Here is a 12996-nt window from a genome sequence, read left to right as displayed (position 1 = left end):
AGTTATCCACAGTGCGCGGGGATAACTTTTACCTTTCCCGCGCGTGGGGCACGGGTGTAGGCTGAAAGCCAGATATTGCGAGGATCGCCGCCATGCCGCGCAGCCTCTGCCTCACCCGTCAGTGCCTGGGCCTGACCACCCGTATCGAGTGTGTGATTCGTCCGCTGGCCGGTGAGCGTGGCCTGTGGACGCTGCTTTGTGCCGCCGGAATGTCGGGCGCTCAACCTTCCGCGATCAAGGCGCAGGGCCCATTCCACGGGCCTTTCGTGGCCGAAGCAGTGCTCGATTCGATTGCCCAGTGCCTGGCTGTGCAAGGTTATGTCGAGTGCACGGAGCCGCCTATCTGGCGCCTGCACCTACAAGCCGAGCTGCGCCGTTTGAATGGCGAGCATTGCCCTCATGTTGGCGATTACCAGTTCCGTCCGGAAAGCTGAGCACCCAGCTGCACGCTTTTTGCGCAATGTACGCTAGGCGGCACATGGGCTGGCCTGCAGCCATTCACCCCAACCTTGCGCACAAGGTTATCCACAGCAACCGGGGATAAACCCTGCAAAGCTTTAGCGCCTTTGTCCGGCAGGGCTGGCTGGGTATACTCGCGGCCGGATTTTCTGACTTGGTGAGAGCTCATGGAACGCTTTATCGAGAACGCGATGTACGCGTCGCGCTGGCTGTTGGCCCCCATCTATTTTGGCCTGTCGCTGGGGCTGCTGGTCTTGGCGCTGAAGTTCTTTCAGGAAGTTTTCCACATCATCCCCAATGTGTTTTCCATGGCTGAGGCCGATCTGATCCTGGTGATCCTGTCACTGATCGACATGGCCCTGGTTGGCGGCCTGCTGGTCATGGTGATGATTTCCGGCTACGAGAACTTCGTCTCCCAGCTGGATATCGATGACGGTAAGGAGAAGCTCAGCTGGCTGGGCAAGATGGACTCCGGCTCGCTGAAAATGAAGGTGGCTGCCTCCATCGTGGCGATTTCCTCGATCCACCTGCTCAAGGTGTTCATGAATGCCGAGAACATCGAGCCGGTCTATTTGAAGTGGTACGTCATCATCCACATGGCCTTCGTGGTGTCGGCCTTCGCCATGGGCTACCTGGACAAGCTGACCAAGCACGACCACTGATCCGCTGCTTGCACGTCAATCACCGCCCGGCCGTTGCATAACGGACGGGCGGTTGCGTTTCTGCCTTGCGTTAGCGTCTTGTTGTACAAGAATTGTATTTGTACATATTTTTGTATAGCTTTGCCGGCGAGGTGAACCCGATGAATCTGCACGACCTGCTAGCCCATGCCCATGCCGGGCATATCGACGAGCTCAATCTGATTTCCCTGGAAGGCGGTATCTATGTGCTGGAAGTGCGCATGGATGGTCAGTCGCTGCCAGTCAAGAACGAACAGGGCAAGACGCTGCACCTGCGTTCGGTCGAGCATGCCCGTGATGTGCTGCAAGACATGCCTCGCCTGCCTTTCCATCTGGTGCATGCGGAGGTGCATGACGAGATGTGCGGCATGCCGCCTGCTGCCAGCGAGCCGCTGCGCGTGCCAATCTCGATGAACAACGCCTGGTGAACATGTGACGGGCGTTAGTCGCGAGCTGTTGCAGCGCCCGTTGGCGGTACTCGCGGTGCAGACCACTGGTCTGCATCCGGGCAAAGACCAGATCTGGGAGCTGGCTCTGTTGCTGGTTGAGCAAGGACAGGTCGTAGCTCGCCACCACTGGTTGCTGGATCCGGGCTTCACCTTGCCCGCCACAGTGGCTCGGCTCAGCGCGGTGGTACCCGCCGAACTGGATGGGCAGCCGCGGTTTGCCGCGCTTGCCAGCGAGCTGGCTGCACGCCTGCAAGGGCGTGTAGTGGTGGGGCATAACCTGCGTTTTGCCCTGGCTTTTTTGCGTCGCGCCTTCGCCCTGACGGCGCTGCGCCCCTCCTTCAGCCAGCTGTGCAGCGAGCAGCTGGCGCGTCGGCTGCTGCCCGAGCTGCCTCGGCATGATCTGGATGCGCTGTGCGAGGCCTTGGGTATCTTCCGCTTCATGCGTCACCGGGCGCTGGCTGATGCTGAGTCGACCTGGCAGGTGCTGCAACAGCTTCAGGAGCGTGTCGACGATGCAGACGTGCGTCAGCAGCTGCGTCGTGCGGCACTACCCGTGCACCTGCAGGCTGCCGATGTGCAGGCTGTGCCGGAACGTCCTGGGGTGTATTACTTCGATGGCGCCGATGCGCTGCTGTATGTGGGCAAGAGCATCAACCTGCGGCGCCGGGTGCAGTCGCACTTCCAAAACGATCACCTCAGCAGGCGCAGCCTGCAGATGGCCCAGCAGGTACGTGCCATCCGCTATCGCGCCACTGCCGGCGAGTTGGGCGCGCTGCTGCTGGAGTCGGCCGAGGTCAAGCGCCTGCAGCCGCTTTACAACCGCCAGCTGCGCCGTCAGCGCGGTGGTTTCACCTGGGCTTTGCGCGACGAGGGGAGTGGTATCAGTCCGCAGCTGCTGGCGCCGGAGCAGCTGGTTGGCGCGGAGCCGCATGCCGGGTTGTTTCGTTCCAGACGCCAGGCGCTGGACTGGCTGCGCCAAGAGGCCCGTGAACAGCAGTTGTGCCTGCGTTTGCTCGGGCTGGAGGCGGGCGCGGGCGCCTGTTTTGCTGCGCAGTTGGGCCAGTGTCGTGGTGCCTGTTGTGGCCGAGAACCGCGCGCAGAGCATGACGCGCGCCTGCTCGCCGGTTGTAATCGCCTGCGGCTGGTCGCCTGGCCCTGGCCGGGCGCCGTGGCGCTGGTCGAGCACGATGCCCGGCATGACTTTCGCCAGTGGCACGTACTCGACCAGTGGCGGCATATCGCTACGCTGGACGATCTGGCCGAGTTGCCCGCTGTCATGCAGCGGCCCCGGCCGGCCTTCAGTCTGGACGCCTATCAGATTCTGCTCGGCCATCTGCGCCGTTATCCCGCTACCGAGGTTGTGGCCTTATGAGTGTGCATCGACTGGCCTTGGTACTGGGCGATCAGCTGTCTTTCGATCTGGCGGCGCTACAGGCCCTGGACCCTGCCAGCGACGTGGTGCTGCTGGCCGAAGTGGCGGAAGAGGCGGCTTATGTGCCGCATCATCCGCAGAAAATCGCGCTGATCTTCAGTGCCATGCGCCATTTCGCCGAAGCACTGCGCGCACGCGGCTGGCGGGTGATTTACACGCGCTTGGACGATGCCGACAACAGCGGTTCGCTGGTTGGTGAGTTGCAGCGCTGGGCCGCCAAGCTGGAAGCCACTGAGGTGCATGTCACCGAATGTGGCGAGTGGCGTCTGGAGCAGGTCCTGCATGACAGCGGCTTGCCCCTGACCTGGCATGCGGATCGGCGTTTCCTCTGCGGGCGTGCGGAGTTCGCGGCTTGGGCCAAGGGCAAGAAGCAGCTGCGCATGGAGTATTTCTACCGGGAGATGCGGCGCAAGAGCGGCTTGCTGCTCAATGGTGACGGCACCCCGGTTGGCGGGGCCTGGAACTTCGATGCGGAAAACCGCAAAGCCTTGCCCAAGTCGGTCAAGGCGCCACTGACGGCGCGCTTCCCCCATGACGTCATCACCCGTGAGGTGCTCGACCTGGTGGCGGCGCGTTTTCCTCATCACTACGGCAGCCTGGCCGGTTTCGACTACCCGGTGACCCATGCCGAGGCCGAGGCGCTGTGGCAGCACTTCCTCGACTTCGCCCTGCCGGCCTTCGGCGACTTTCAGGACGCCATGGCCACGGGCGAACCCTACCTGTTCCATGCGCGCATCAGTGCGGCGCTTAACATCGGCTTGCTTGATCTGCGCCAGCTGTGCGCGGATGTCGAAGCCGCTTACTGGAGCGGGCGGGTCGCCTTGAATGCGGCCGAGGGCTTCATCCGCCAGCTGATCGGCTGGCGTGAATATGTGCGCGGCATCTACTGGCTGCACATGCCGGAATATGCCCAGCGCAATGCCTTCGGCAACACCCGTGCATTGCCGGAGTTCTACTGGACCGGCCAGACCCGAATGAAGTGCATGAGCCAGGCCATCGGCCAGACCCTGGAGTATGCCTATGCCCACCATATCCAGCGGCTGATGGTGACCGGCAACTTTGCCCTGCTCGCCGGCATCGCTCCGCAGCAGGTCTGCGACTGGTACCTGGCGGTCTACATGGATGCCTTCGACTGGGTCGAATTGCCCAATACCCTCGGCATGGTCATGCATGCCGACGGTGGCTATCTGGGTTCCAAACCCTATTGCGCCAGTGGCCAGTACATCAAACGAATGTCCGATTACTGCGGCAGCTGCGCCTACAAGGTGACGGAAAGTACCGGCGAGCAGGCCTGTCCGTTCAATGCGCTGTATTGGCACTTCCTGATGCGCCACCGCGAGCAGTTGGGACGCAACCAGCGCCTGGGCATGGTCTACAAGAACCTCGAGCGCATGCCCGAGGCCAAGCAGCAAGCGTTGTGGCAGCGCGGTGAGGATCTGCTGGCGCGTCTGGATGCCAGGCAGGTGCTGTGAAAAAGTCCGAGTTACCGGCCAAGAGCTGTGTGGTATGCGGTTTGCCCTTCAACTGGCGCAAGAAGTGGGCGCGCTGCTGGGATGAAGTGCGCTACTGCTCCGAGCGTTGCCGACGAAATCGAGCCAGCGCAGGCGGGTCATGAGTGGTGGCCTGTGCTAGTCTGGCCGCCCTTTTTTGTCCGCTAGTGGAGCTCGGCCATGTCCGAAGTCAATCTGTCCAACGATCTGTCCACCGACGAAGGCCGCGTCAGCTACGGCATTGGCCGTCAGCTGGGTGACCAGCTGCGCGACAACCCGCCGCCGGGCGTGAGCCTGAATGCGGTAATCGCCGGCCTGCGTGACGCCTTCAATGGCCAGCCAAGCCAGGTGTCTTCGGAAGAACTGAATGCCAGCTTCCGGGTGATCCGCGAAATCATGCAGGCTGAAGCCGCCGCCAAGGCCGAAGCGGCTGCCGGCGCCGGGCGTGCCTATCTGGTCGAGAACGCCAAGCGTGATGGCGTGACCGTACTGGAATCCGGCCTGCAGTACGAAGTACTGGTCGCCGGCGAGGGCGCCAAGCCGTCCCGCGAAGACCACGTGCGCACCCACTATCATGGCACCTTGATCGACGGCACCGTGTTTGACAGCTCCTACGAGCGCGGTCAGCCGGCCGAGTTTCCGGTGGGTGGCGTGATCGCCGGCTGGGTCGAGGCCCTGCAGCTCATGAACACCGGCAGCAAGTGGCGCCTGCACGTGCCGAGCGAGCTGGCCTATGGTGGCCAGGACGTTGGCAGCATTCCGCCGCACAGCGTGCTGGTGTTTGACGTCGAACTGCTCGAGATCCTGTAAGAACCTATCTCGGATCTCTTGATCGTCGGCCATGCTGCGTTGCAATTGGGCTCGGACCTGCTCATTTACACCTCGTAAACTCCGCGTCCTCGCCCAATTGCGTCTTGCCTGGCTCTAGCTCAAAAGATCCGAAACAGGTTCAGGGTCAATCGTAGGTAAAAACGATGCCCGGCTGGTCGTCCTGACCGGTCGGGCATTAGCAGGGGCGCCGTTGCTCCTGCGGCATGACTAACCTGCGCGGTGGTCAGCCATCTGCCTGGCGCGTCCTTGCGCCAATCTGTTGCTCAATGCAGCTCCTCATGCGGGCGCAGCGCCCTGGCGTAGCAGAATAGGAATAGGCTGCGGACCAGCTCCTTGAGCACCAATGGTTCGTTGGAGTTGAGGCTGCTCAGGTCCAGGTCGCCCTGATCGCGCAGTTCGCCGATGGCTTCCTCTTCCAGTACCGCACAGACCGCCCCAGTCTCCCGATTGAGAATGCGCAGGTAAGGATGCGGGCGATCCAGCCAGGCATCGATCAAATAGGTCATGGCTCATCTCCTTGTCGCGAAACATAGAGTGAGAATAATTCCTATTCAAATAATAGCAAGTCTCAATTGCAGCTTTTGTCGCCCAATAAAAAACCCGTCACAAGGACGGGCTTTTTTACTGCGCTTGCCCGTTAGTGGGTGCGGGCTACGGCGAAGCGGCACAGCTCGATCAGGGCGGCCCGGTATTCGTTGTCTGGTAGCGCGTCGAGGCAGGCAATGGCCTGGTCGGCATGCTCGCGGGCAAGCTTGGCGGTGTAGGCCAGGGCGCCGGAGGCTTCGACGGCGGCGCGGATGCTTTCCAGGTCGTCGAGGCCGCCTTTCTGGATCGCCGTACGCACTAGGCTGGCCTGTTCGGCCGTGCCTTCGCGCATGGTGTAGATCAGCGGCAGGGTTGGCTTGCCTTCGGCCAGGTCGTCACCGACGTTCTTGCCCAAGGTGGCGGCGTCGCCCTGATAGTCGAGCAGGTCATCGACCAGCTGGAAGGCAATGCCTAGGTGGTCGCCGAAGCGGCTCAGGGCTTCGCTCTGTGCCTGGCTGGCGCCGGCCAGGGCGGCGGCGCTGTGGGTCGAGGCCTCGAAGAGCATGGCGGTCTTGCCGCGGATGACTTCCATGTAGGTCTCTTCCGTAGTGCTGGCATCACGGATCTTCGACAGTTGCAGCACTTCGCCTTCAGCGATCACCCGGGTGGCGCGCGAGAGAATCTTCATCACCGGCATGCAGCCGAGCTCGACCATCATTTCGAACGAGCGCGAATAAAGGAAGTCGCCGACCAGCACGCTCGGTGCGTTGCCCCACTGCGCGTTGGCGGTGGCGCGGCCACGGCGCATGCCGGACATGTCGACCACGTCGTCATGCAGCAGGGTGGCGGTGTGCAGGAATTCGATGGTGGCGGCCAGCAGGCGCAGATCGTCGGCCTGATAACCCAGAGCCTTGCCGCTGAGCAGCACCAGCAGCGGGCGCAGGCGCTTGCCGCCGGCGGAGATGATGTAGTCGCCGATCTTTTCCACCAGAGGCACGCGTGATACCAGCTGGCGGCGGATGATCCCGTCGACGGCGGCGAAATCGTCCGCCACCACGCTGTAGAAGGCCTGGGGTTGCATCGTTGACGGGGGCTCCTGGGAATTGTGCCGGTAGTAAGTCACAACAGGGTGACGGGCAAAAGTTATGCCGAACCGGGCGCTATCGGGCTGCGCGGCATGCTAGGGGGCGGGGTAGGGGCTGTCAAGGCAAGTGCTGGCGGGGCTTGCCTCGCCATCGGGCTTTCCGTACAATCGCGGCCCCTAACTTCTTTGGGCACTCCCTGCCTTACGCAATTGCTAGGGTTTGACACTGACCCAAGCAGCCATGCCGGCCAATAACTCTTCCTATAAAGAGTCGGGTGAGCAGGTTTAACGGAGAGATATCCATGTACGCAGTAATTGTTACCGGTGGCAAGCAGTACAAAGTCGCCGAAGGTGAATTCCTCAAGATCGAAAAGCTGGAAGTCGCCACTGGCGAATCCGTGACTTTCGATCGCGTTCTGCTGATCGGCAACGGCGACGACGTCAAAATCGGTGCTCCGGTCGTTGAAGGTGCGAAGGTTGTTGCTGAAGTGACCGCCCAGGGCCGTCATGACAAAGTGACCATCATCAAGTTCCGCCGTCGTAAGCACCACATGAAGCGTCAGGGCCACCGTCAGTGGTTCACCGAAATCAAGATCACTGGCATCCAAGCCTGATCCCAGTCTGGAGTATTTGACTCATGGCACACAAAAAAGCTGGCGGTAGTACTCGTAACGGCCGCGACTCAGAAAGCAAACGCCTTGGCGTGAAGATGTATGGCAGCCAGGCTATCAAGGCCGGCAACATCATCGTGCGTCAGCGCGGCACCCAATTCCACGCTGGCTACGGCGTTGGCATGGGTAAAGATCACACCCTGTTCGCTAAAGTCGACGGCGTGGTCAAGTTCGAAGTTAAAGGCGCCTTCGGTCGTCGTTACGTGAGTGTCGTGGCTGCCTAAGCCCGCGCTTGCTGAAAAAGCCCTGTCTCGCGACGGGGCTTTTTTGTTTCTGTATATCCTGTATCCAGTGTTCCATTAGCCCGTCGCCGAGACGGGAGGCGTACCCATGAAATTCGTCGATGAAGTTTCGATTTTTGTAAAAGCCGGCGACGGCGGTAACGGCATGATGAGCTTTCGTCGTGAGAAGTTCATCGAGAAGGGTGGCCCTAACGGCGGCGATGGCGGTGATGGCGGCTCCATCTTCATGGAGGCCGATCCGAACCTGAATACCCTGGTCGACTACCGTTACACGCGCCGTTTCAATGCGCGCAATGGCGAGAAGGGTGGTAGCACCGAATGTACCGGGGCCAAGGGTGAGGATCTGATCCTGCCGGTGCCGGTCGGCACCACGGTGATCGATGCCAGTACCCAGGAAATCATTGGCGACCTGACCAAGCCGGGTCAGCGCCTGATGGTGGCGCAGGGCGGTTGGCACGGGCTGGGCAATACCCGTTTCAAGTCCAGCACCAACCGCGCGCCGCGCCAGACCACGCCGGGCAAGCCGGGCGAGTCGCGTGACCTCAAGCTGGAGCTGAAAGTGCTGGCCGATGTCGGTCTGCTCGGTCTGCCGAACGCCGGTAAGAGCACCTTCATTCGTTCCGTGTCGGCAGCCAAGCCGAAGGTGGCGGATTATCCCTTCACCACCCTGGTGCCGAACCTGGGGGTGGTCAGTGTCGGGCGCTACAAGAGCTTCGTGGTTGCCGACATTCCGGGGCTGATCGAGGGGGCTTCCGAGGGCGCTGGCCTGGGCATTCGCTTCCTCAAGCACCTGGCGCGTACCCGGCTGCTGCTGCATCTGGTCGACATGGCGCCGCTGGATCAGAGCGATCCGGCCGAGGCGGCCGAGGTCATCATCCGTGAGCTTGAGAAATTCAGCCCGGCCCTGGCCGATCGTGATCGCTGGCTGGTGCTGAACAAGGCCGACCAGTTGCTCGACGACGAGCGCGAAGAGCGCATGCGTGCGGTGATCGATCACCTGGGTTGGGAAGGCCCGGTGTTTGTCATCTCCGCCCTGGAGAGCGAGGGCACCGAGGCGCTGAGTCAGGCGATCATGCGCTATCTCGACGAGCGCGAGCTGCGCAAGGTCGAGGATCCGGCCTATGCCGAAGAGCTGGCTGAGCTGGATCGACGCATCGAGGGCGAGGCGCGTGCCCGTCTGCAGGCGCTGGATGACAAGCGGGCGCTGCGCAAGGCGGGGCTGAAAAGTGTCGATGACATCGGCGATGACGATGTCTGGGATGATGACTTTGAAGATGACGAAGATGGTCCGGAGATCATCTACGTTCGCGATTGAGGTATCGTACAGCGCCGCTTGATAGCGGCGTTGTGCTGACTGGCCAGTAGGATTTGACGACATGCGGGACAAGGTGACTGGCGCCCAGCGCTGGGTAGTGAAGATCGGTAGTGCGCTGCTGACGGCGGACGGGCGTGGTCTGGATCGCGCGGCGATGGCGGTGTGGGTCGAGCAGATGGTGGCGCTGCGCGAGGCGGGCGTCGAGCTGGTGCTGGTGTCCTCCGGGGCTGTCGCTGCGGGCATGAGTCGCCTGGGCTGGACGTCCCGACCGAGTGCCATCCATGAGCTGCAGGCTGCTGCGGCGGTGGGGCAGATGGGTTTGGTGCAGGCCTGGGAATCCAGCTTTGCCGAGCATGGCAAGCACACCGCGCAGGTGCTGCTGACCCATGACGATCTGTCCGATCGCAAGCGTTACCTGAATGCGCGCAGTACCCTGCGTACCCTGGTTGAGCTCGGCACCATTCCGGTGATCAACGAGAACGACACGGTAGTCACCGACGAGATCCGTTTCGGTGACAACGACACCCTGGCGGCGCTGGTGGCCAATCTGGTCGAGGCGGATCTGCTGGTGATCCTCACCGATCGCGATGGCATGTTCGATGCCGACCCGCGGCACAATCCCGATGCCCAGTTGATTTTCGAGGCGCGTGCCGACGATCCGTCGCTGGATGCGGTGGCGGGCGGTACCGGTGGTGCGCTGGGTCGTGGTGGCATGCAGACCAAGCTGCGCGCGGCTCGTCTGGCGGCGCGTTCCGGTGCCTACACGGTGATCGTTGGTGGGCGCATCGAGCGCGTGCTCGATCGGCTCAAGGCGGGCGAGCGTCTTGGCACTCTGCTGGCGCCCGAGCGCGGTTTGCTGGCGGCACGCAAACAGTGGCTGGCCGGGCATCTGCAGACCCGTGGCACCCTGGTGCTGGATGCGGGGGCGGTCAAGGCACTGCTGCAAGATCGCAAGAGTCTGCTGCCGGTCGGGGTGCGCGAAGTGCAGGGTAGTTTCCGCCGTGGCGAGATGGTGGTTTGCGTCGGTCCGGATGGTCGCGAAATTGCCCGTGGCCTGGCCAACTACAGTGCGCTCGAGGCGCAGAAGATTGTCGGGCAGCCGTCGGATGCCATCGAGAAATTGCTGGGCTATATCGATGAGCCCGAGCTGGTGCATCGGGACAACCTGATTCTGGTTTGAGGAGATTGCCAATGCGTACCGTTAAAGGATTGCTAGGGTGCCTGTTGGCGCTGCCGTTGTTGGTGAGTGCGGAAGAGATAGGTGAGGTCTCCACGGTATTCAAGTGGCTGGGGCCGAATGACAAGATCGTGGTCGAGGCGTTTGATGATCCCAAGGTAGAAGGCGTGACCTGCTACCTGTCGCGCGCCAAGACCGGTGGGGTGAAAGGTGGCTTTGGCCTGGCCGAAGATCGTGCCGAGGCTTCCATTGCCTGCCGCCAGGTCGGAGCGATCCGCTTCACGGGCAAGCTCAAGGATGGTGAAGAGGTGTTCAAGGAGCGTACCTCGCTGGTGTTCAAGACCATGCAGGTGGTGCGTTTCTTCGACGAGAAGCGCAATACCTTGGTCTACCTGGTGTACAGCGATCGCATCATCGAAGGCAGTCCGCAGAATGCGGTGACCGCCATTCCGATCCTGCCCTGGGCGGGGCAGTAAGCGGATAAAAAAACCGGAGCTGGGCTCCGGTTTTTTTTGGTCTGGAAAATCGCAGGCAATAAAAAAACCGGCCGAAGCCGGTTTTTTAGGAGCGGTACATCTTAGGCGGCGGTAGCCATTGCCTTGATGTGACCGTTCAGGCGGCTCTTGTGACGAGCTGCTTTGTTCTTGTGGATGATGCCTTTGTCGGCCATACGGTCGATTACAGGCACAGCCAGAACGTAAGCGGTTTGCGCTTTTTCCAGGTCTTTGGCGTCGATAGCCTTAACCACGTTCTTGATGTAGGTACGAACCATGGAGCGCAGGCTGGCGTTATGGCTACGACGCTTCTCAGCCTGTTTGGCGCGTTTTTTGGCAGAAGGTGTATTGGCCACCGTCAAGCTCCTCGAAAAAATCTGGGGGGATAGCAACAAATAAGGCCGCGAATCATGCCGAGGCGGACGGCATCTGTCAAGTGCATTAGCACTCTGCTCTGCTGGCCTGACCAGTGGCTGGCCGTTACACTCGTTGCCTTTATAGGCCAGCGGGCAAACCCTGGCTATGCCCGTTAGCGGAAGTCGAAGTATCCCATGAATCTGCTCAAGTCGCTGGCTGCTGTCAGCTCACTGACCATGCTGTCCCGTGTGCTGGGCTTCGTGCGCGATACCCTGATCGCGCGGATATTCGGTGCCGGGGTGGCGTCCGATGCCTGGGTTGTGGCGTTCAAGCTGCCCAACCTGCTGCGCCGGATATTTGCCGAAGGGGCATTCTCCCAGGCTTTCGTGCCGATTCTGGCGGAGTACAAGACCCAGCAAGGCGATGAGGCTGCGCGAACCTTTGTCGCTTATGTCTCGGGCCTGCTGACCCTGGTGCTGGCACTGGTCACTTTGCTCGGCATATTGGCGGCGCCCTGGATCGTGTGGCTTTCGGCGCCGGGCTTTGCCGATGAGGCTGATCGCTTCGGGCTGACGGTCGATCTGTTGCAGGTGACCTTTCCTTACATCCTGCTGATCTCGTTGTCATCGCTGGCCGGGGCAGTACTCAATACCTGGAACCGCTTCTCGGTGCCGGCCTTCGTGCCGACCCTGCTGAATGTCAGCATGATCCTCTTCATGCTGTTTCTCGCTCCCTATTTCGATCCGCCGATCATGGCGCTGGCCTGGGCGGTGCTGGTGGGCGGCCTGCTGCAACTGCTTTATCAGCTGCCGCACCTGAAGAAGATCGGCATGCTCGTGCTGCCGCGCCTGAGTTTCAGGGATACCGGCGTGTGGCGTGTGCTCAAGCAGATGGGGCCGGCGATCTTCGGCGTGTCGGTCAGCCAGATTTCGCTGATCATCAACACGATCTTCGCCTCCTTCCTGGTTGCCGGCTCGGTGTCCTGGATGTATTACGCCGACCGCCTGATGGAGTTGCCCTCCGGAGTGCTGGGGGTGGCCCTGGGCACCATCCTGCTGCCGGCCCTGTCGAAAACCTACGCCAGTGACAATCGTGAGGATTACTCGCGCTTGCTCGACTGGGGCTTGCGCCTGTGTTTCCTGCTGGTGCTGCCGTGTGCGCTGGCGCTGGCCGTGCTGGCCGAGCCGCTGACCGTTTCGCTGTTTCAGTACGGCAAGTTCACGGCCAGCGATGCCGATATGACCCAGCAGGCGCTGGTCGCCTATTCGGTCGGCCTGCTCGGCATCATTCTGGTGAAGATTCTGGCGCCGGGCTTCTATGCCCAGCAGAACATCAAGACGCCGGTGAGGATTGCCGTCACCAGTCTGGCCGCCACGCAGTTGATGAACGTGCTGTTCGTCTTCGTGATTCCCCTGGCGCATGCCGGCCTGGCGCTGTCGATCAGCCTGGCGGCCTGCCTGAATGCCGCGCTGCTGTTTTGGCAGTTGCGCAAAGGCGGGCTGTATCAGCCGCAGGCCGGTTGGTGGGTGTTCCTGGGCAAGCTGTCGCTGGCGGTGGTGGTGATGGTCGCCGCGCTGCTGCTGGCCATGCATTTCATGCCGCCCTGGGCCGCCGATGGCATGCTCTGGCGTCTGCTGCGTCTTGCGGCGCTGGTGCTGGTTGGGGTGTTGGCCTATTTCGGCGTACTGCTGCTGCTGGGTTTCCGTTTGCGCGACTTTGCCCGGCGAGCGGCGCACTAACAGGCTCGGTGGTGGACATGCTGCCTGTTGTCCGCTGTCGCCTGTGCGTAT

16 protein-coding genes are annotated in these 12996 nt (G+C 61.7%); 13 read left to right on the top strand and 3 right to left on the bottom strand.

Annotation, left to right across the window (positions count from 1 at the left end):
* Positions 1-92: 92 nt before the first annotated feature.
* The 7 genes from H3H45_RS01745 (at position 93) to H3H45_RS01715 (ending at position 5320) form a co-directional block, all read left to right on the top strand.
* Complete coding sequence (locus H3H45_RS01745) at positions 93-434, top strand: PA4575 family protein (protein WP_182832031.1); 342 nt, start codon at positions 93-95, stop codon at positions 432-434.
* A 192-nt stretch (positions 435-626) separates the two neighbouring features.
* Positions 627-1121 (top strand): TIGR00645 family protein, encoded by a 495-nt coding sequence (locus tag H3H45_RS01740; protein ID WP_182832030.1) that lies wholly within the window; start codon positions 627-629, stop codon positions 1119-1121.
* A gap of 140 nt (positions 1122-1261) precedes the next feature.
* A complete protein-coding gene (locus tag H3H45_RS01735; protein ID WP_182832029.1) occupies positions 1262-1567 on the top strand; it encodes a DUF6482 family protein in 306 nt (101 codons plus the stop codon).
* 4 nt (positions 1568-1571) lie between these two features.
* A complete protein-coding gene (locus tag H3H45_RS01730; protein ID WP_182832028.1) occupies positions 1572-2960 on the top strand; it encodes a 3'-5' exonuclease family protein in 1389 nt (462 codons plus the stop codon).
* Positions 2957-4492: a cryptochrome/photolyase family protein gene (locus tag H3H45_RS01725; protein WP_182832027.1), complete on the top strand. Its 1536-nt coding sequence runs from the start codon at positions 2957-2959 to the stop codon at positions 4490-4492. The genes H3H45_RS01730 and H3H45_RS01725 overlap by 4 nt, the downstream gene beginning before the upstream one ends.
* Positions 4489-4635: a DUF2256 domain-containing protein gene (locus H3H45_RS01720; protein ID WP_182832026.1), complete on the top strand. Its 147-nt coding sequence runs from the start codon at positions 4489-4491 to the stop codon at positions 4633-4635. The genes H3H45_RS01725 and H3H45_RS01720 overlap by 4 nt, the downstream gene beginning before the upstream one ends.
* A 55-nt stretch (positions 4636-4690) precedes the next feature.
* Positions 4691-5320 carry an FKBP-type peptidyl-prolyl cis-trans isomerase gene (locus H3H45_RS01715; RefSeq protein WP_182832025.1) on the top strand — a complete coding sequence of 210 codons (630 nt, stop codon included), beginning with the start codon at positions 4691-4693 and terminating at the stop codon, positions 5318-5320.
* 284 nt (positions 5321-5604) lie between these two features.
* On the opposite strand, the gene H3H45_RS01710 is transcribed toward H3H45_RS01715, so the two are convergent.
* Together H3H45_RS01710 and H3H45_RS01705 are read right to left on the bottom strand one after the other, a co-directional pair.
* On the bottom strand, positions 5605-5847 hold the full coding sequence (locus H3H45_RS01710; protein WP_173209485.1) for a PA4570 family protein: 243 nt from the start codon (positions 5845-5847) through the stop codon (positions 5605-5607).
* A 131-nt stretch (positions 5848-5978) separates the two neighbouring features.
* The gene (locus tag H3H45_RS01705; protein WP_182832024.1) at positions 5979-6947 is read right to left on the bottom strand and encodes a polyprenyl synthetase family protein; all 969 of its coding nucleotides are present in this window, start codon (positions 6945-6947) and stop codon (positions 5979-5981) included.
* A gap of 305 nt (positions 6948-7252) precedes the next feature.
* On the opposite strand from H3H45_RS01705, the gene rplU reads away from it, so the two are divergent.
* From rplU to H3H45_RS01680, 5 genes are all read left to right on the top strand, one after another.
* Complete coding sequence (gene rplU / locus H3H45_RS01700; RefSeq protein WP_182832023.1) at positions 7253-7564, top strand: 50S ribosomal protein L21; 312 nt, start codon at positions 7253-7255, stop codon at positions 7562-7564.
* Between the two features lie 23 nt (positions 7565-7587).
* Entirely contained in the window at positions 7588-7845 is a 258-nt protein-coding gene (gene rpmA, locus H3H45_RS01695; RefSeq protein WP_160488875.1) for a 50S ribosomal protein L27, read from the top strand.
* Between the two features lie 106 nt (positions 7846-7951).
* On the top strand, positions 7952-9178 hold the full coding sequence (gene cgtA, locus H3H45_RS01690; RefSeq protein WP_182832022.1) for an Obg family GTPase CgtA: 1227 nt from the start codon (positions 7952-7954) through the stop codon (positions 9176-9178).
* Positions 9179-9239: 61 nt separating this feature from the next.
* Positions 9240-10358, top strand: a complete 1119-nt coding sequence (gene proB / locus H3H45_RS01685; protein WP_182832021.1) for a glutamate 5-kinase — start codon at positions 9240-9242, stop codon at positions 10356-10358.
* 11 nt (positions 10359-10369) lie between these two features.
* On the top strand, positions 10370-10831 hold the full coding sequence (locus H3H45_RS01680; RefSeq protein ID WP_182832020.1) for a CreA family protein: 462 nt from the start codon (positions 10370-10372) through the stop codon (positions 10829-10831).
* Positions 10832-10932: 101 nt separating this feature from the next.
* On the opposite strand, the gene rpsT is transcribed toward H3H45_RS01680, so the two are convergent.
* The gene (gene rpsT / locus H3H45_RS01675) at positions 10933-11205 is read right to left on the bottom strand and encodes a 30S ribosomal protein S20 (RefSeq protein WP_173209473.1); all 273 of its coding nucleotides are present in this window, start codon (positions 11203-11205) and stop codon (positions 10933-10935) included.
* 195 nt (positions 11206-11400) lie between these two features.
* On the opposite strand from rpsT, the gene murJ reads away from it, so the two are divergent.
* Positions 11401-12945, top strand: a complete 1545-nt coding sequence (gene murJ, locus H3H45_RS01670) for a murein biosynthesis integral membrane protein MurJ (RefSeq protein ID WP_182832019.1) — start codon at positions 11401-11403, stop codon at positions 12943-12945.
* Positions 12946-12996 lie beyond the last annotated feature (51 nt).

It is taken from the genome of Aquipseudomonas guryensis, from assembly GCF_014164785.1.
In the GTDB taxonomy this organism is placed as follows: Bacteria; Pseudomonadota; Gammaproteobacteria; order Pseudomonadales; family Pseudomonadaceae; genus Aquipseudomonas; species Aquipseudomonas guryensis.
Note: the sequence above shows the minus strand (reverse complement) of the source record. Positions and strands in the feature narration are given on the sequence as shown.

Coding starts and splice junctions, on each gene's coding strand:
- rpmA (WP_160488875.1), top strand. CDS start 7,588: ATGGCACACAAAAAAGCTGGCGGTAGTACTCGTAACGGCCGCGACTCA.
- H3H45_RS01715 (WP_182832025.1), top strand. CDS start 4,691: ATGTCCGAAGTCAATCTGTCCAACGATCTGTCCACCGACGAAGGCCGC.
- H3H45_RS01740 (WP_182832030.1), top strand. CDS start 627: ATGGAACGCTTTATCGAGAACGCGATGTACGCGTCGCGCTGGCTGTTG.
- H3H45_RS01745 (WP_182832031.1), top strand. CDS start 93: ATGCCGCGCAGCCTCTGCCTCACCCGTCAGTGCCTGGGCCTGACCACC.
- proB (WP_182832021.1), top strand. CDS start 9,240: ATGCGGGACAAGGTGACTGGCGCCCAGCGCTGGGTAGTGAAGATCGGT.
- H3H45_RS01680 (WP_182832020.1), top strand. CDS start 10,370: ATGCGTACCGTTAAAGGATTGCTAGGGTGCCTGTTGGCGCTGCCGTTG.
- H3H45_RS01710 (WP_173209485.1), bottom strand. CDS start 5,847: ATGACCTATTTGATCGATGCCTGGCTGGATCGCCCGCATCCTTACCTG.
- H3H45_RS01725 (WP_182832027.1), top strand. CDS start 2,957: ATGAGTGTGCATCGACTGGCCTTGGTACTGGGCGATCAGCTGTCTTTC.
- H3H45_RS01735 (WP_182832029.1), top strand. CDS start 1,262: ATGAATCTGCACGACCTGCTAGCCCATGCCCATGCCGGGCATATCGAC.
- H3H45_RS01705 (WP_182832024.1), bottom strand. CDS start 6,947: ATGCAACCCCAGGCCTTCTACAGCGTGGTGGCGGACGATTTCGCCGCC.
- rplU (WP_182832023.1), top strand. CDS start 7,253: ATGTACGCAGTAATTGTTACCGGTGGCAAGCAGTACAAAGTCGCCGAA.
- murJ (WP_182832019.1), top strand. CDS start 11,401: ATGAATCTGCTCAAGTCGCTGGCTGCTGTCAGCTCACTGACCATGCTG.
- cgtA (WP_182832022.1), top strand. CDS start 7,952: ATGAAATTCGTCGATGAAGTTTCGATTTTTGTAAAAGCCGGCGACGGC.